The sequence below is a fragment of the Dyella lutea genome, from assembly GCF_024158035.1.
Taxonomy (GTDB): domain Bacteria; phylum Pseudomonadota; class Gammaproteobacteria; order Xanthomonadales; family Rhodanobacteraceae; genus Dyella_A; species Dyella_A lutea.
Window position 1 is genome coordinate 243,439 of sequence record NZ_JAMZEK010000002.1, and the last position, 16,718, is coordinate 260,156.

At 63.3% G+C, this 16,718-nt stretch carries 15 protein-coding genes; 8 read left to right on the forward strand and 7 right to left on the reverse strand.

What is annotated here, in order from left to right; genetic code table 11:
* Positions 1-27 precede the first annotated feature (27 nt).
* The gene (locus NC595_RS08310) at positions 28-1,983 is read right to left on the reverse strand and encodes an alpha/beta hydrolase family protein (RefSeq protein WP_253565902.1); all 1,956 of its coding nucleotides are present in this window, start codon (positions 1,981-1,983) and stop codon (positions 28-30) included.
* 186 nt (positions 1,984-2,169) lie between these two features.
* Here NC595_RS08310 and lgt point away from each other — a divergent pair, with 186 nt between their 5' ends.
* A complete protein-coding gene (gene lgt, locus NC595_RS08315; RefSeq protein WP_253565903.1) occupies positions 2,170-3,045 on the forward strand; it encodes a prolipoprotein diacylglyceryl transferase in 876 nt (291 codons plus the stop codon).
* A gap of 377 nt (positions 3,046-3,422) precedes the next feature.
* Here the strand turns inward: lgt and NC595_RS08320 are convergent, their stop codons facing one another.
* Positions 3,423-4,439 carry a TIGR00266 family protein gene (locus tag NC595_RS08320; protein ID WP_253565904.1) on the reverse strand — a complete coding sequence of 339 codons (1,017 nt, stop codon included), beginning with the start codon at positions 4,437-4,439 and terminating at the stop codon, positions 3,423-3,425.
* Between the two features lie 110 nt (positions 4,440-4,549).
* Between NC595_RS08320 and NC595_RS08325 the strand changes: the two genes are divergently transcribed.
* From NC595_RS08325 to NC595_RS08335, 3 genes are all read left to right on the forward strand, one after another.
* A complete protein-coding gene (locus NC595_RS08325) occupies positions 4,550-5,344 on the forward strand; it encodes a thymidylate synthase (protein WP_253565905.1) in 795 nt (264 codons plus the stop codon).
* Between the two features lie 138 nt (positions 5,345-5,482).
* Positions 5,483-5,971, forward strand: coding sequence for a dihydrofolate reductase (locus NC595_RS08330; RefSeq protein ID WP_253565906.1), 489 nt, complete (start codon positions 5,483-5,485; stop codon positions 5,969-5,971).
* A complete protein-coding gene (locus tag NC595_RS08335; RefSeq protein WP_253565907.1) occupies positions 5,971-6,369 on the forward strand; it encodes an NUDIX domain-containing protein in 399 nt (132 codons plus the stop codon). Before NC595_RS08330 ends, NC595_RS08335 begins: the two co-directional genes overlap by 1 nt.
* 4 nt (positions 6,370-6,373) lie before the next feature.
* On the opposite strand, the gene coaE is transcribed toward NC595_RS08335, so the two are convergent.
* From coaE to pilB, 4 genes are all read right to left on the reverse strand, one after another.
* Positions 6,374-6,979, reverse strand: coding sequence for a dephospho-CoA kinase (coaE, locus tag NC595_RS08340; protein ID WP_253565908.1), 606 nt, complete (start codon positions 6,977-6,979; stop codon positions 6,374-6,376).
* A 7-nt stretch (positions 6,980-6,986) separates the two neighbouring features.
* Entirely contained in the window at positions 6,987-7,847 is an 861-nt protein-coding gene (locus NC595_RS08345; protein ID WP_253565909.1) for a prepilin peptidase, read from the reverse strand.
* A gap of 73 nt (positions 7,848-7,920) precedes the next feature.
* Positions 7,921-9,183: a type II secretion system F family protein gene (locus NC595_RS08350; RefSeq protein WP_253565910.1), complete on the reverse strand. Its 1,263-nt coding sequence runs from the start codon at positions 9,181-9,183 to the stop codon at positions 7,921-7,923.
* Between the two features lie 133 nt (positions 9,184-9,316).
* On the reverse strand, positions 9,317-11,044 hold the full coding sequence (gene pilB, locus NC595_RS08355) for a type IV-A pilus assembly ATPase PilB (RefSeq protein WP_253565911.1): 1,728 nt from the start codon (positions 11,042-11,044) through the stop codon (positions 9,317-9,319).
* Positions 11,045-11,205: 161 nt separating this feature from the next.
* On the opposite strand from pilB, the gene NC595_RS08360 reads away from it, so the two are divergent.
* The 4 genes from NC595_RS08360 to NC595_RS08375 are packed head-to-tail and all read left to right on the forward strand — an operon-like array spanning position 11,206 to position 15,504.
* Entirely contained in the window at positions 11,206-12,093 is an 888-nt protein-coding gene (locus tag NC595_RS08360) for a glycosyltransferase family 2 protein (RefSeq protein WP_253565912.1), read from the forward strand.
* The gene (locus tag NC595_RS08365) at positions 12,086-13,189 is read left to right on the forward strand and encodes a UDP-N-acetylglucosamine 2-epimerase (protein WP_256489013.1); all 1,104 of its coding nucleotides are present in this window, start codon (positions 12,086-12,088) and stop codon (positions 13,187-13,189) included. Before NC595_RS08360 ends, NC595_RS08365 begins: the two co-directional genes overlap by 8 nt.
* 4 nt (positions 13,190-13,193) lie before the next feature.
* Complete coding sequence (locus NC595_RS08370; protein ID WP_253565913.1) at positions 13,194-14,225, forward strand: glycosyltransferase family 2 protein; 1,032 nt, start codon at positions 13,194-13,196, stop codon at positions 14,223-14,225.
* Between the two features lie 25 nt (positions 14,226-14,250).
* Positions 14,251-15,504, forward strand: coding sequence for a lipopolysaccharide biosynthesis protein (locus NC595_RS08375; RefSeq protein ID WP_253565914.1), 1,254 nt, complete (start codon positions 14,251-14,253; stop codon positions 15,502-15,504).
* Here NC595_RS08375 and NC595_RS08380 read toward each other — a convergent pair.
* On the reverse strand, positions 15,499-16,503 hold the full coding sequence (locus tag NC595_RS08380; protein ID WP_253565915.1) for an FkbM family methyltransferase: 1,005 nt from the start codon (positions 16,501-16,503) through the stop codon (positions 15,499-15,501). The two genes, NC595_RS08375 and NC595_RS08380, sit on opposite strands and share 6 nt — an antisense overlap.
* Between the last annotated feature and the right edge of the window lie 215 nt (positions 16,504-16,718).

Below are 16,718 nucleotides of genomic sequence, written 5' to 3' on the forward strand. Positions count from 1 at the left end.
GGCCTCTTGCTGTTCGGGCGGTGCGGCTCAGCGGCCCTTGCCGATGTGCTTCTCGAGGAAGGCCTGCAGTGTGTTGAGCAGGTCGATGTTGTTCTTCTCGTCGTAGAAGCCGTGTCCTTCACCCGGCTTGACCAGGGTCTGGTAAGGCTTGTGTGCCGCGTCGAGCGCGGCGGTCATGGCCTTGAACTGGGCAAACGGCGCACGCTGGTCGTCTTCGCCGTGGATCAGCAGCACGGGGATGTCGATCTTGTCGGCGAGCTTGTCCGGCGAGTTGGCGTCGAGGTCCTTTTCGTCGGCCCCCATGATCGCGCGCATGGCATTGCGTCCCGCCTCGCTCTGGCGGGTATCGCCCTTCTTGTAGAGCAGGGCCATGTCGTAGACGCCGGCGTAACCCACGGCGCACTTGAACATGCCGGGCGCGCGGATCGGCGCCATCAGGGCCGAGTAGCCGCCGAAACTCGCGCCGAAGATGCAGATGCGGTTCGGATCGGCGTACTTCTGCGCGATCGCCCACTTCACGCCATCGATCAGGTCGTTCTGGATGGTGCCGCCCCACTGCCGGTAGCCGGCCTGCTGGAAGTCCACGCCGCGTCCGCCCGAACCGCGGAAATTGATCTGCAGCACCAGGTAGCCGCGGTTGGCGAGGAACTGCGCGTCGCCGTCGTAGAACCAGTCGTCCTGGATGCCGATCGGGCCGCCATGCGGCATCAGCACCATCGGCAGGTTCTTCTCGCCGCCCCCCCTGGGCAGCGTAAGGATCGCCTCGATCGGTGTTCCGTCGCGGGCGACGAAGGTCATCGGCCGCCGTTCGGCCATCTGCGCCGGATTGATCCACGGCTCCGCGTCGAACAGCTTCTGCACCTTGTAGGTGTGGGTGTTGATCAGGAAGTAGGTGCCTGGCGTGCGGTCACTGATCACGCCGAACAGCAGTTCGCTGCCGTCGTCGCTGAAGTTCACGAAGTGCACGTAGCTTCCGGGGAATTTCAGGCTCAGCGCGCGGTGCAGCTTGGCCATTGGCGCGTTCGGGTCGACGTAGCGGGCGGCCGGTACGCCGGTATCCAGCGTCGAGGCGAAAGGCTGTTCCGGCTTGGCGGTCCACTCGATGGTTCCCACACTGCCGAAGCCCGCAGGGGCGATCATCTGGCGGCCGCTGCCGTCCTCGGCCATCGATACGAGCGAACTGGGGCCGCCGTCGGCGCTGTAGGTCGCATACACGTGCTGTCCGTCGGGCGTGCTTTCCAGCGGGTGGAACCGGACGCCAACTTGCGATGGCGTCATCGGTGACCAGCTCGAGCCCACCCGGTGGTAGACGACGTAGTCGAAGTGGGTGTTGGTGCCGAAGGCATAATGAGCCTGGCCATCCTTGCCGACCATGAAGCTCATGCCCGACACGCCGATGTCACCGATCAGGTGTCGCGTGTTGTGCTCGGCATCCACGTCGTACAGCGAGCTCTGATGATTGCTGTCCCAGCCCTCGGCGGCCATGTAGAAGTGGCCGTTCGCCTGGTCCGGCTTGCCGTCGAAGAAGCCCCAGCCGCGGTCGGTGCCGCGGGTGGCGGCGCGCCGTCCGTATTTCACCGCATCGATGCCGAACAGGTAGTCCTGGTTCTTGCCATCGAAGTCGGTGGCGAGGATCTCCCCGGTCAGCGCAGGCTTGTCGATCGAACCGTATTCGCGCCCCTTCTCGATGATCAGCCGGGTCGGGCTCACCCAGACGAAATTCGCCGGTACCTCGTACTTGGGCATGCGCAGCATGCTCACCGGATGGCTCATGTCGGCGACCTTGAACACCACCAGCGCATGCGCGCCGTCGTCGCCGTCCATGCGTACCGCGAGGTACTGGCCATCGGGGGACAGGCGCGGCGTCGATATCGCGGGATGCCTGGCGAAGGAGTCGACCGGAATCAGATCCGCGGAACGGGCGGTTACCGTCACGCAAACCAGCACCGCCCCCAGCAGCGCCATCCCAGGATGCTTCTGCATGTGTATCCCCCTGAATGCTCCTCCATGCGCAACCGGGCGCGGAGGAGCCTCGCGCCCGGCGTCCCGGTGGCTCGACCGGGTCCCCTGTTTCCCTGAATGGGCAGTATATCCATCCGTCGCGACGCCCCGTCGGTTTTCCGGAACGGCGGGCCGGCGGCTAGACTTGCGCTTTTGCCGACGGCCACCATGACCCAGCCTTTTGTCGTCCAGTTCGATCCCGTGGCCTTCCGGCTCGGGCCGCTGCAGGTGCATTGGTACGGACTGATGTACCTGTTCGGCTTTCTGCTGGTCGCGACGCTGGCCGAGTACCGCCGCCGCCGGGGCCGGCTGCCGGTGACCCGGGACGCGCTGGGCGACCTGATGTTCTACGCCATGATGGGCGTGATCGTCGGCGGCCGGGTCTGGTACATGCTGTTCTACTACGCCGGTGGCATCGGCTGGATCTGGCGCGACCCGCTGGCCCTTTTCAAGGTCTGGGACGGGGGCATGAGCTTTCACGGCGGCCTGCTCGGCGTGGTGCTGACCGGCTGGTGGTGGTCGCGCCGGCACCGCCTGCACCCCTTCGACACGATCGATTTCGTGGCACCGATGGTGCCGCTGGGCCTGGGCCTGGGGCGGCTGGGCAATTTCATCAACGGCGAGTTGTGGGGCAAGCCCGGCGACGTGCCGTGGGCGATGATCTTCCCCGGTTCGCGCGACGAGGACCTGCAGCTGGCCGCCGGCAACCCCACGCTGACCGAGCGCCTGCAACAGTTCGGCGGTCTGCCGCGGCATCCGTCGCAGCTGTACGAACTGGCGCTGGAGGGCGTGGTGATGTTCGCCGTGCTGTGGCTGGTGTCGCTCAAGCCGAGGCCGCGCTATCTCGTTTCCGGCCTGTTCGCGCTGCTGTACGGCTGCTTCCGCTTCGCGGTGGAATTCGTGCGCGTGCCGGATCCGCAGCTGGGCTACCTGGCCTGGGGCTGGCTGACCATGGGCCAGGTGCAGTCGATCCCGCTCATCGTGGTGGGACTGGTGCTGCTCGCGATGTCGCGGCGTGCGCCGGTGCTACCGCTCGCCGCATGACAGAACGCCACGACGCATTGGCTTGAGACGATGGGACGTCGGGGCTGAAGCCCCTCCCACGGGCGCGGCGGGGCCGAGGTCTTGTGGGGAGCGACTTCAGTCACGACGTCGGGGCTGAAGCCCCTCCCACAGGTGCGGCCGGGCCGAGGTCTTGTGGGAGCGACTTCAGTCGGGACGTCGGGGCTGAAGCCCCTCCCACAGGTGCGGCCGGACCGAGGTCTCGTGGGAGCGACTTCAGTCGCGACGTCGGGGCTGAAGCCCCTCCCACAGGTGCGGCCGGACCGAGGTCTCGTGGGAGCGACTTCAGTCGCGACGCTATTGCTTGCGTTGGTGGATGTTCGTGATTGCCACCCTTCCCGAGGGGGGGCGCTGTTCGGCTAGAAGTTGCTGTCGCCGCCGAGGATGTCGCCCAGCCCGCCGAGGATCGAGCCCTCGCCGCGCCGCTGCCCGCCGCCCTGCGGCGCCGCTGCGAGCATGCGCCCCGCCATCCGCGAGAACGGCAGCGACTGCAGCCACACCGTGCCGGGCCCGGTCAGCGTGGCCAGAAACATGCCTTCGCCGCCGAAGAACATGCTCTTGATGCCGCCGACGGGTTTGACGTCCATGCTCACGGTGTCGTGGAAGGCGACCACGCAGCCGGTGTCCACGTCCAGCCGCTCGCCGGCCTTGAGTTCGCGCTGCACCACGGTGCCGCCGGCATGCACGAATACCCAGCCGTCGCCTTCGAGCTTCTGCATGATGAAGCCCTCGCCGCCGAACAGGCCAGTGAGGATCTTGCGTTGGAAGAAGATGCCCAGCTGCACGCCGCGCGCGCCGGCGAGGAACGAATCCTTCTGGCAGATCAGCCGGCCGCCGTGCTCGGACAGCTTCATCGCCATCACCGTGCCGGGGTAGGGCGCGGCGAAGGCCACCTTGGCCTTGCCGCTGCCGGCGTGGGTGAATACGGTGGTGAACAGGCTTTCGCCGGTGATCACGCGCTTGCCGGCCGACAGCAGCTTGTCCATCAGGCCGCCGCCCTGGCTGACGGCCGAGCCGTCGCCGAAGACCGTATCCATCTGGATCGCGGCCTCCTTGTACATCAGGGCCCCGGCCTCGGCCACGGCGCTCTCGCCCGGATCCAGTTCGATCTCGACGAACTGCATGTCGGTGCCGACGATGCGGTAATCGATCTCGTCGGCGCCGGCTCCCCGCAGCGGCGGCGCCGGTGGCGGCATCGTCGTCGTTCCCAGGCCGGAGGCCAGCTCGCCGACCGCGCGGATCGGCTTCCACTCGGTGAACCCCTCCCGCCAGCAGTAGCCGTCGGGCTGGCGCCGCGCCTGCTCGCGGGCCGCCGCGTCGTCGAGCGGGCCGATCCGTTCGGCGCCCTTGCCGTAGCTGAAGTACCACTGGGCCATCTGCGTTGCCTCCCTGGGAAAAGTCCGAGTCTAGGCGCGTGCGCCGGTGCCGGGGAGTGACCCTTGTCATGCCTCCCGGTCGACGGGCGGCGGCTGGTAATCTTGGCGGGATGCGCGCCTATCTCGACCTGCTTGCCCACGTGCTGGAACACGGCACCGAAAAATCCGACCGCACCGGTACCGGCACGCGCAGCGTGTTCGGCTGGCAGATGCGCTTCGACCTGGCACGGGGCTTCCCGCTGGTCACCACCAAGAAGCTGCACCTGCGCTCGATCATCCACGAGCTGATCTGGTTCCTGCGCGGCGACACCAACATCGCCTACCTCAAGGAGAACGGCGTCAGCATCTGGGACGAGTGGGCCGATGCCCATGGCGACCTCGGCCCGGTCTACGGCGCGCAGTGGCGCAGCTGGCCCACGGTCGACGGTGGTGCGGTGGACCAGATCCGCTGGGTGGTGGACGAGATCCGCCGCAATCCCGATTCGCGCCGGCTGATCGTCAGCGCATGGAACGTGGGCGAGCTGCCGAAAATGGCGTTGATGCCCTGCCACACGATGTTCCAGTTCTACGTGGCGGACGGGCGGCTGAGCTGCCAGCTGTACCAGCGCTCGGGCGACATCTTCCTCGGCGTACCATTCAACATCGCCAGCTATGCGCTGCTGACCCATATGGTGGCGCAGGTCTGCGACCTCGAGGTGGGCGATTTCGTGCACACCCTGGGCGACGCGCACCTGTACAACAACCACATGGAGCAGGCGCGACTGCAGCTCACGCGCGAGCCGCTGCCGTTGCCGACGCTGCGGCTCAATCCCGGGATACGCTCGATCTTCGATTTCCGCTACGAGGACGTGACCATCGAGGGCTACCAGTCGCATCCTGCGATCAAGGCCCCCGTGGCCGTCTGATCGATCGCCGTGCGGCCGCCTGCGTACCCCCTTCTCCGGTCGTGAAGGGTGCCGGGCCCGCCGGTTGCGCGGTAGAATCCTCTGGTTAACGGTGCGCCCAAGGCGCACTGCGTTGCCACTTTTGCAGCAAGGATTGTCATGGCCGTTTCGCTGATCGCCGCCCTCGACGAGAACTTCGCCATTGGCCGCAAGGGCCAGTTGCCCTGGCACCTGCCGGACGACCTGCGCTGGTTCAAGGAACTTACCCTCGGCAAGTACGTGCTGATGGGCTACAACACCGCGCTGGCGATCGGCAAGGCGCTGCCTGGCCGGACCAACCTGGTGCTCAGCAGGCGCCACGAAGCGCCGTTTCCGGGGCAGGTCACGGTGCGCTCGGTCGAGGAGGCGCGTGCGCGTGCCGACGGCACGGGTCTGATGGTGATCGGCGGTGGCCAGGTCTATGCCGAGGCGCTTCCCGTCGCCCAGCGCCTGTACCTGACCTGGGTGAGCGCCGCAGTGGATGGCGCCGACACCTTTTTCCCGGGTGTCCATTTCAGCGACTGGACCGAGGTTTCGCGGACCCACCACAAGGCGGACGCCGACCACGCGTACGACTTCGACATGGTCGAGTACATCCGCACCGCCTGATGGCGCCACCCGGACCGTTGCATGTGATGGCCGGCGTGCTGCGCCGGCCCGATGGTGCGGTGCTAGTCACCGAGCGTCCGCCCGGCAAGCATCTGGCCGGGCTATGGGAGTTTCCCGGCGGCAAGCTCGAGCCGGACGAGATCCCGTTTGCCGGGCTCGTGCGCGAGCTGCGCGAGGAACTGGGCATCGAGGTGCGCGAGGCGTATCCGCTGCTGGTGCTGCCCTGGCGGTACGAGGCGTTTCAGCTGCTGCTGGATACCTGGGTCGTGACCGCCTGGGACGGCACTCCCGGTCCGCTGGAGGGGCAGGGACTGCAGTGGCATCGACCCGAGGCGCTCACTCCCGCGCAGCTGGCGCCAGCCGACCAGGCGATTCTCCGGACCCTGCTCGCAGGCTGACTTCTCAGGCGCGGGCCAGCGCGAGATAGCGCGCATGCAGCGCGCGCACCTGCCCGTCCAGTGCGTCTTCGGGGCCGCCGTTGTCGATCACGTCGTCGGCGATCGCCAGTCGCTGTTCGCGCGATGCCTGGCTGGCCAGCATGCGCCGGGCCAGTCCCTCGTCCACGCCGTCGCGCCGGATCAGCCGGCGCACCTGTTCCTGCGGATCCACGTCGACCACCAGTACGCGATCGACCCAGCGGTAATGCGCCAGGTTCTCCACCAGCAGGGGGATGGCCAGGATGCAGTAGGGCCCCGGATCGTCGTCGGCGCGGTCGCGCAGCCACTGGCGGACGCGTGGATGGATGATCGCCTCGAGCGTGCGGCGGGCATCGCGGTCGGCGAAAATGCGACGTCGCATGGATGGACGGTCGAGGCGCCCGTCGGGGCCCAGCACTTCCCTGCCGAAAGCCTCCACGATGGCGGCCAGGCCGGGGGTCTCCGGCTCGATCACCTCGCGTGCCGCGCGGTCGGCGTCGTGCACACCGACACCGAGGGCGCGGAAGCGGTCTTCCACGGCGCTCTTGCCCGCAGCGACGCCCCCGGTGAGTGCGACCACGAAGCCGGACATGGATGCCTCAGTGCAGCCCGGTGAGGTGGGCGTAGGCCGACCACAGCTGGTCGCCCGCGACGAACCAGACCCAGCCCGCGGCCGCGATGAAAGGACCGAACGGCATCGGTACATCGCGTTCGTGGCGCTTCAGCGCCATCAGCGTGCCACCCACGATCGCGCCGATCAGCGACGACAGCAGCACGACCGGCAGCAGGCAGCCCAGCCCCATCCAGGCACCAAGGGCGGCGAGCAGCTTGAAATCGCCGTGACCCATACCCTCCTTGCCGGTGAGCAATTTGAACGCCCAGTACACGCTCCAGAGGCTGAGGTAGCCGATGGCCGCGGCGAGGATGGCCGGGCCCGGTTGCACGAGGAAGGGGGCCAACGACAGCAGCAGGCCCAGCCACAGCAACGGATAGACGATCTGGTCAGGCAACAGCTGCGTGCGCAGGTCGATGCCGGAGAGGGCGATCAGTGCCCAGGTGAAGGCCAGTCCGGCCAGTGCCGGCCAGCCTGCGCCAAAGCGCCAGACGATCGCCGCGCTGCACAGGCCGGTGATCAGTTCGACCAGTGGGTACTGTGCCGAGATGGGTTCGCGGCAATAGCGGCAGCGCCCGCGCAGCAGCAGCCAGCCGAAGACCGGGATGTTGTCGTAGAACGCCAGCCGGTGCTTGCACTTCGGGCAGTGCGAGGGCTCGAACACGATGCCCGGCGGCGGCGGTGCCTGCTGCTCTTCCTCTAGTTCGAGCACGGAGATGGCATCGGCCCGCCATTCGGCCTCGAGCCTGGCGGGCAGGCGCAGGATCACCACGTTGAGGAAACTGCCCACCAGCAGGCCGAGCACGCCGGCGGAAAGGATCCACATCCAGAGGGGCAGGTCGGTCATGGGTTGCCTGTCGCGGAAAAGAAAAGGCCCCTTCCCGCGGGGGAAAGGGGCCACGAGACCCGGGCGGGTCTTCCTAGACGGTTGCCGCCAGCTTGAAGATCGGCAGGTAGAGCGAGATCACCATGCCGCCCACCAGCACGCCCAGAATCACCATGATCAGCGGCTCGAGCAGGGTGGAAAGGGTATCGACGGCGTTGTTGACCTCTTCCTCGTAGAACTCGGCCACCTTGAACAGCATGCTGTCCAGGGCACCGGATTCCTCGCCGATGGCGGTCATCTGCACCACCATGTTGGGAAACAGGCCGGTCTGGCGCATCGCCAGCTGCAGCTGGTGGCCGACGGCGATGTCGTCGCGCATGGCCTTCACGGCGTCGCTGTAGACCACGCTGCCGGTCGCGCCGGCCACCGCATCGAGTGCTTCCACCAGCGGTACGCCCGCCTTGAAGGTCACGCCCAGCGTGCGGGCGAAGCGGGCGATGGCCGACTGGCGCAGGATGTTGCCGATCACCGGCAGCTTCAGCATCAGGCGGTCGAGGAAGTGGGCGAACTTGACCGAACGCCTCTTGGCCACCACCAGCGCCACGATGCCGCCGACGATGCTGCCGATCACCAGCCACCAGTACGCCTTCATGAACTCCGAGGCGTTGATCACGATCTGGGTGGGGGCGGGGAGCTCCGCACCGGCGTCGTGGAACGTCTGGGCAAACACCGGCACCACGAACAGCAGCATGATCATGCTGACCAGCAGCGCCACGGCCAGCACCATCACCGGGTAGAACAGGGCCTTCTTGATCTTGGCCTTGATGCCCTCCATCCGCTCCTTGTAGGTGGCTACCGTGTCCAGCACGGTATCCAGCACACCGGCCGATTCGCCGGCACGGACCAGGTTGCGGTAGAGCTCGTCGAACTGGATGGGGTACTTGGCCAGGGCCTCGTTCAGCGAGGCGCCGCCCTCGATGCCCTGCTTCACGTCCGTCAGGATGTTCTTGAAGCGGATGTTCTTCTGGCCGTCGGCGATGATCTCGAAGGACTGCACCATCGGCACGCCCGAAGCCATCATGGTGGCGATCTGGCGGCTGAAGATGGCCACGTCGCGCGGCTTGACCGTGCTGCCGGTGGCGCCGAACAAAGGCTTGCCGCGTTCCTTCACCGTCTGTGGGTTCATGCCCTGGCGGCGCAGTTCCGCCTTGACCAGCGAGGCGTTCTTGGCGGGCATCTCGCCCTTCATGCGCTTGCCGCGCTTGTCCAGGGCTACCCAGTCGTACACGGTCGCCTGACTGACCTGGGCCCGCTGGGCGCCCAGATCCCGCGGATTCTTTGCCGTCGCCGTAGCCATGCGTCTCCCCCTCATCCCACCTTGAACCGACCCGTGGCCGGCGGTAACTGATACAGCTTATTGCATTTCCGATGCCGTTTTCCGTGGCCGGACACGCATCCGCAATGTGTCGCGGGCCACGGAACCCGGTGCTTCAGTCCTTGGTGACGCGGTCGATTTCGGTCAGGCTGGTCAGGCCGTTCTTCACCTTGATCAGGGCCGAGGCGCGGAGGTCGTTGATGCCGGCCTCCTTGGCGGTCTCGGCGATCTGCAGTGCGTTGCCGCCCCTGAGGATGATCTTCTGGATCTCCTCGAGCATCGGCATCACCTGGTAGATGCCCACGCGCCCCTTGTAGCCCTCGTTGCAGCCATCGCACCCGGCCGCCTCGTAGATGGTCATGCCCTCGTCGATGTCCTTTTGCGTGAAACCGGCAGCCAGCAAAGTCTCGGGCGGCAGCTCGATCGGCTTCTTGCAGTCGTGCAGGCGTCGCGCCAGGCGCTGCGCCACGATCAACGTGACCGACGAGGTGATGTTGTAGGGCGCGATGCCCATATTCATCAGTCGCGAGATGGTCTGGGAGGCGTCGTTGGTGTGCAGTGTCGACAACACCATGTGACCGGTCTGCGCCGCCTTGATGGCGATCTCGGCGGTTTCCAGGTCGCGGATTTCGCCGACCATGATCACGTCCGGATCCTGGCGCAGGAAGGAGCGCAGGGCAGCGGCGAAGGTCATGCCGCGCTTGGTGTTCTGCTGCACCTGGTTGATGCCCTCGACGCGGATTTCCACCGGGTCTTCCACGGTGGAGATGTTGCGCTCGGCGGTGTTGAGCATGTTGAGCGCGGTGTAGAGCGACACCGTCTTGCCCGAGCCGGTGGGGCCGGTGACCAGCACCATGCCGTAGGGCTTGTGGATCGCATCTACGTAGAGCTTCTGCTGTTCCGGCTCGTAGCCCAGCTTCTCGATGCCGATCCTGGCCGCCGAGCCGTCCAGGATACGCAGCACGATCTTCTCGCCGAACAGCGTGGGCAGAGTGCTGACACGGAAGTCGACCGCGCGGCTCTTGGACAGGTTGAGCTTGATGCGCCCGTCCTGCGGCACGCGCTTCTCGGCGATGTCCAGCTGGGCCATCACCTTCAGGCGCGAGGAGATGCGGCTGGCCAGCTTCATCGGCGGGCTGGCCACGGCGCGCAGCATGCCGTCCATGCGGAAGCGCACGCGGTACTGGCTCTCGAATGGCTCGAAGTGGATGTCCGAGGCGCCCCGCCGGATCGCGTCGACCAGCACCTTGTTGACGAATTTCACCACCGGGGCGTCATCGCCCCCGGTCGCGTCGATGCCGGTCTGGTCAGCCTCCTCGTCGCCACCGGAGGTCTCGAGCTCGAGGTCGTCGAGGTCGCTGCCGCCCATGTCGGAGATGTTGGCGTTCATGGCGCTCATCGCGCCGTCGATCGCCCGCTGCAGCTGCCCGCGTTCGACCAGGATCGGTTCCACCATGCAGTTGGAGTGGAACTTGATCTCGTCCAGCGCGTGCGACTGCATCGGGTCGGCGATGCCGACGTACAGCCGCTTGCCGCGACGGAACAGCGGCAGGGCGCGATGCTTGGTGACCAGCGCTTCGCTGATCAGGTTCAGCGGCATGCTGGCCGGAGCAAGGGACGTCACGTCCATCATCGGCATGCCGAACTCGACCGAGGCCACCTGGGTGAAGCGCGTGCTGTCGACCAGCTGGTGATCCAGCAGCCAGGTGGCCAGCGTGGCCTTGGCCTGGGTCGAGTCCGCCACGGCCTTGCGGACATCGGCCTCCGGCACCACGCCCTCCGAAACCAGCCTGCGGGCCATGCCCGAGAGACCAGCAAGAGATGCCTGTACTTGAGATGACATGGTGAAATCTGCCCCAGCCCGCTGATTCACGTGGAATTTACTCCACTCTAGCAGGGCGGTCATCACTCGCAAGCGTTCCGGTCGGACCCATTTCCGGGAGATGCGAAGCAGTCCCGGCTTTGGCCGGGGCGGGGCGCAGCGGCAGGCGAGGTCACCGCGCTATGATCACCAGCCACCGTCGGGGGAATCCTGGTTTGAAGACAAGCATCATCCTTCCCGCCAAGAACGAGGCGCCAGCGCTCGCCCATCTGTTGCCCGCCCTGCATGCGCTGCATCCGGAGGCGGAAATCATCGTGGTCGACGACGGCTCGACCGACGACACCCGGGAGGTCTGCGCCCGATCCGGGGTGACCTGCCTGTCCTCCCCTTACTCGATGGGCAACGGCGCGGCGATCAAGCGCGGTGCCCGGGCGGCCACGGGCGAGGTCCTGGTGTTCATGGATGGCGATGGTCAGCACGATCCGGCCGATGTCGCCCGCCTGCTCGCACGGTTGGAGCAGGGATACGACATGGTGGTTGGAGCCCGCTCCTGGGAAGGACAGGCGGGGGTCGGGAGGGGCGTCGCCAACACCCTCTACAACTGGCTGGCCACGCAGATGACCGGCCACCGCGTGATGGACCTGACCTCCGGCTTCCGTGCGGTGCGCGCGGACAAGTTCCGCGAGTTCCTGTATCTGCTGCCCAACGGTTTCAGCTACCCCACCACCAGCACCATGGCGTTCTTCCGCAGCGCCTATCCGGTGGCCTACGAACCGATCCACGTGGCGCAGCGCGACGGCACCACCAGCCATATCCGTCCGCTGCGCGACGGCATGCGGTTCTTGCTGATCATCTTCAAGATCGCCACGCTGTACTCGCCCCTGAAGCTTTTCGTTCCGGCGAGCGCTGCGTTCTTCCTGCTTGGTTGCGGCAACTATTTGTGGACCTACCTGCATTCGGGTCGTCTGACGAATGGAAGCACGTTGCTGTGGAGCGCGGCAGTGATCATCTTCCTGATCGGACTGGTGTCCGAGCAGATCACGGCGTTGATGTACCGGCGCAATGACTGAGACGCTTCAATCCCAAATTGTCTTTGTCGTCGGGACACGCGCCCAGCTGATCAAAGTGGCGCCGGTGGTTGTTGCTTGCGAGTCAGCTGGTTTGCCGGTCACATTGCTCATGACCGGTCAGCACGAAGAGACAATGCAGGATTTGGTGGAGGAGTTCGGTATTCGCTCCCCTCAGGTGTCAGCCGTACGGGCTATAGAGAGGTCCACTGTGGGTTCCTTGCTGCGTTGGCTTCCTCTTGCCTACGCAGGGGTATCACGTTGTATCAGGGGTTTTACACGCAGTGGTCGCTCGGTCAGTGTGCTCGTGCACGGAGACACCTTGTCCACGCTCGTCGGCGCGTTCTCCGGTCGGCGCAACGGCGCTCGAGTTGTGCATCTTGAGAGCGGACTGACATCGGGGAAGTTGTTTGATCCGTTTCCTGAGGAAATTTTGCGCAGGGTGGTCTTTCATTTCACCGATCTGGCGATGTGCCCAAATAAAGCCTCAGTGGCGCACATGCTTCATCATCATCGAGCGGAGGTGGTGGATACGGTCGGAAACACGATCGTGGACGCTGTCGCGATGACCGGTGCTGCGGCTATAAGGCCGGATGTCGCTGCACCTTACATCGTGGTGTCTCTTCATCGCTTTCAAAACATCTACAACAAGCGTCGCTTGCGTCAGCTTGTGTACCTGATCGAAGAGGCTGCAAAAGTGCTGCCGGTACGTTTTGTAATGCATCCGGCCACAAGAGCTCGACTTGCCGCCGAAAGCCTGGATCAGAGGCTCCGCCTCGCTCCGGGTGTGGAATTGTCGCCCCGACTCGGATACGGCGCATTCCTGCGCCTGGCGGCTGGAGCCGCATGCGTGCTCACCGACGGTGGCTCCAACCAGGAAGAGCTCGCTGCTCTGGGCGTCCCGACCATTGTCATGCGGGAGCGCACGGAACGTCCTGATGGGCTCGGCACGAACGCACTGATGGAGTCCGACGTTCCGGGCGGCATAGGTGCGTTCTTGGCAGGCGGTCACTACGTCAAACTGCGACGACCGCCTGCGGCCGTGGCGGGAAAAGGCCCATCCCAGCGCATAGTCACGGCACTGGTCCCAGTAGGTTGACCATATGTCCGAGCATGCCGATGATTTTATCGAAATAAGCGATCCGGAGCGATTGGTTGCCTCACCAAAGGTGAGCATCCTGATGCTCACCTACAACCATGAGGATTATCTGCCTGACGCTATTGATGGAGTAATTGCTCAGTGTTGCGATTTTGGCTTCGAGCTAATAATTGGCGAGGATGCTTCCTCCGACAAAACGTTATCCATTGCGCTCGCATACCAGGCTCGTTTTCCGGAAAAAGTACGAGTGATTCGCTCGAAATTCAACGTCGGCATGAACGCGAATGGGAAAAGGATTTTTTCCCTGGCCCGTGGTGACTATGTGAGTTTTTGCGAGGGTGACGACTTCTGGTGCGCGTCAGACAAGCTGGCGCGCCAGGTTGAACTTATCGAGAAAGATGAAAGAGTGGGCATTGTCCATAGTGATTGGACTAAGGCAAAAATGTCGAATGGCCATTGGGTGCACAATATGCGCAAGTCGGTGCACCGGCGCGTAGCGTCAAAACGTCTGGAGGGCGACCTCTTTCCCACTTGGCACTTCCCGAAAATATTGCGCACATGCACGGTTCTCCTCCGCCGGGAGACTGTGCGCGATTTCGAGAATTCAACGCTCTCAAAGGCGCAATATCGATTCGGCGACAGCGTGCTGAATGCCTACGTGACTTCGAGGTACCGGGTCGCCTACTTGCCAAAGGTCGCTGCAGTCTATCGCGTAAGTCCAAATTCCGCCCTACGTTCGGGGGTTCGGGCGAGGGTCGCGTTTTATCGATCTGCACTTCAGTTCGACACTGATGCAAGGGCTTTTTTTTCTGGTGAACGTGATTATAGGCCTGACTATCGCTGGGAATCTGCCGCAAGTCTTCTCGTGTGGGGCCTCCGGGCTTGTGATCTCGGTGCAGTAAAGGATGCCATCTTTGACTTCGCCGAAAATTTCACATTCCTTGGTTTTCTCAGAGTGGGATTGAGGACATGTGCAATGCGCATCCCGACGCTCCGGCGTCAGGCCCGGGAAGTGCCTGGTACCGTTCGTACGTAGGTCACTAAAAGCAATGTTCGATTTCGTGAATCGACTGCTCCCCGGCCAACTTCAAATTGGCCATCTTGGGAAAAGCAGCATATTTGCCGCCACCGGCCTTGCCACGAGAGCGGTGATTCAAGCGGTTTATCTTCTCTTGATGTCACGTTGGCTCGGTGCCACTGGCTATGGGATATTTGCTGGGTCAGTTGCTCTCGCCATATTGGCTTCACCGTTGGCGAGTTGGGGGATGCCCGTGCTGCTGGCGAAGTGGGTCGCCCGGGAACATCGGCACATGGGCGGCATGTGGGCGACTGCTCTGCTGCAGGTTGCGGTGGTCGGCTCACTCCTCGTGATCCTTCTGATGGCCACTTCGCTTATCGTCCACCAACCCCTCGGGTTACGAATCATGTTTCTGCTCGGCTTGTCTGAGCTGGTGTGTCTCCCGATTGCACAGGTCGCGGCGAGTCAGTGCTTTGCTATCGAGCACGGATCAGCATCGCTTGGTGCCGTATGTCTAATACCAGCCTTTCGTCTGCTTGCCGGGGTGTTAGCGTTCTCTGCTGGTTTCGTCGGAACGCCATCAAACGCGGTGGTCACGCACTTTGCCGGCTCATTGCTTGGCTGCGTGGCGTCGATATGGTTGGTGCGTGTTGTTGCTGCGTGGCCGGCTTGGCATATGCGCGCCCCGCTTCGCGACAGCCTGCGGCAGGGGGGGGTCTACGCAGTGGGAGGCCTGGTTGGCACCAGCTATCTCGAGGTCGACAAGGTACTCATGCTTCAGTTGCTGGGTGGAGCCGCGGTCGGCCCCTACACCGTTGCGTTTCGCGTAATCAGCTTGTTCGGTATGCCTGTATCGGCGCTCATGAGCGCCACACTGCCGCGCTTGATGGCATCGTACCGAACGCCCGCCCAAGCCAGAATTTTCGGACTTGTGGTGAGCAGTGCATTTCTCTACGGTTGCGGCGCGGGTCTGGCCATTCTAGTGGTTTCACCGATCATACCCATGGTTTTTGGTGCAGGCTTCAGTGAATCAGTCCGCTATTCATTGTTGTTTGTGCCGTGGCCGATTCTCTTCGCCTTGCATCAAGCTTATGCCGCGCGTGTCACTGCATGCGACCGGCAACATGCCCGGGTGCTTATTGAAGGTATCGTCTTAATCCTGATGATTGCATCAGATGTCGTATTGTTGAACCGACTCGGACCAGATGCTTCGATAATAGTTCTGCTTTCGGCGGAGGCGACAATGGCACTTGGTTGCTGGTTCGTTGGACGCAATGCAGTTCGGCTTTTATCATGAATCTCTCTGCGGCATAGTCCTTGTTGCCTGGTGCCGCGTCTTTGGGATGGCATAGATGACCGACTCCCATTGAACTGGCGTGTGGTGGCCAAAATGAAGCTGGTAATCCGGATTAAGTGACAATATCTTCTTCCTGATTGTCCACAGGTCATCCTCCTTGTGATACGCAGAGATCGCAAGGCGCGGTTTTTGTGACGCAATTGTCTTTGCTGCGCCTTCCAGGGCCGGAATTTCACCGCCTTCAATATCCATCTTGATGTAGTCAATCTGGATCTCTCGACTATCTACATAGTCGTCAATCGAGATGAACGGCATTTCTGACGTCGCGCGCGCTGCAGGATTGATGTGGTTATCCTCGGGGAGGGATTTTCCCTCGAAATCAGATCTCGAGCCGACGGCCATCGGTACGATGTGGATGACCTTTTCCAAGTTCGGGTTGTATTTTGCCTGATGACGGCAAACGCGAACATGCGCTGGCATGGGATCGAACATGTGCACCTGGCCATGGGGTCCCACCATGCCGGCAAAAAGAACGCCGACATCACCAATGCATGCCCCACAGTCCAGGATAATCTCGCCAGGAGCGGGTGAGAAATCGAGCCCGTCTCGGCATATAAAATACTGCCGATAGGCATTCAATAGGTCGATCATTCCATCGGCGGCGATGACCCGCACGGGTACTCCAGTGGTATTTACGTGAAAATCTCTCAGCGGGGTCCCGATGTATGTGGATAGGAGGCCTTCTGCCGAAAACGGTCGATCATCCACAATCTCGAAGATGGGGCTAAATTCCTCGCGCGGGAAATAGAACCGGCGATAGCCTACAATTTTAAGAATCAATGCATCGTCAAACATCCGACGGCTTAGTTCATCGGCCAATGCCTGTCGCGTCAGCCATAGTTCGAACGAGTTTTCTGCAAGCCATGCGGGCGAGAATCCGCCGAACCCTTTGAAGCCTATTTTTTTCAATAGAGGATTGAGTACGCGACGGATATCCAAGAGGTGTGCCGTCGGAAATTTCCGGAACCATTTCCAGTCAAAATCATTGTCCTTCCTGGGTCGCGATGAACCCCTGATGTAAAATGATGCGCGTGCCTCCATGCTCCTCACCCAGGAATTCATCGGGTGATCATGGGGAGTGACCTTAGTGTTAGGTTCTTCTCTCATGACTATTTGTGAATAGCTTCATGGTCGGAGTGGAGTTTTGGGGCTTT

What these genes read in the sequence shown, in the direction of transcription:
- NC595_RS08310 (WP_253565902.1), bottom strand. Translation starts at nt 1,983, where the DNA reads ATGCAGAAGCATCCTGGGATGGCGCTGCTGGGGGCGGTGCTGGTTTGC.
- lgt (WP_253565903.1), top strand. Translation starts at nt 2,170, where the DNA reads ATGACCCAGCCTTTTGTCGTCCAGTTCGATCCCGTGGCCTTCCGGCTC.
- NC595_RS08320 (WP_253565904.1), bottom strand. Translation starts at nt 4,439, where the DNA reads ATGGCCCAGTGGTACTTCAGCTACGGCAAGGGCGCCGAACGGATCGGC.
- NC595_RS08325 (WP_253565905.1), top strand. Translation starts at nt 4,550, where the DNA reads ATGCGCGCCTATCTCGACCTGCTTGCCCACGTGCTGGAACACGGCACC.
- NC595_RS08330 (WP_253565906.1), top strand. Translation starts at nt 5,483, where the DNA reads ATGGCCGTTTCGCTGATCGCCGCCCTCGACGAGAACTTCGCCATTGGC.
- NC595_RS08335 (WP_253565907.1), top strand. Translation starts at nt 5,971, where the DNA reads ATGGCGCCACCCGGACCGTTGCATGTGATGGCCGGCGTGCTGCGCCGG.
- coaE (WP_253565908.1), bottom strand. Translation starts at nt 6,979, where the DNA reads ATGTCCGGCTTCGTGGTCGCACTCACCGGGGGCGTCGCTGCGGGCAAG.
- NC595_RS08345 (WP_253565909.1), bottom strand. Translation starts at nt 7,847, where the DNA reads ATGACCGACCTGCCCCTCTGGATGTGGATCCTTTCCGCCGGCGTGCTC.
- NC595_RS08350 (WP_253565910.1), bottom strand. Translation starts at nt 9,183, where the DNA reads ATGGCTACGGCGACGGCAAAGAATCCGCGGGATCTGGGCGCCCAGCGG.
- pilB (WP_253565911.1), bottom strand. Translation starts at nt 11,044, where the DNA reads ATGTCATCTCAAGTACAGGCATCTCTTGCTGGTCTCTCGGGCATGGCC.
- NC595_RS08360 (WP_253565912.1), top strand. Translation starts at nt 11,206, where the DNA reads ATGATCACCAGCCACCGTCGGGGGAATCCTGGTTTGAAGACAAGCATC.
- NC595_RS08365 (WP_256489013.1), top strand. Translation starts at nt 12,086, where the DNA reads ATGACTGAGACGCTTCAATCCCAAATTGTCTTTGTCGTCGGGACACGC.
- NC595_RS08370 (WP_253565913.1), top strand. Translation starts at nt 13,194, where the DNA reads ATGTCCGAGCATGCCGATGATTTTATCGAAATAAGCGATCCGGAGCGA.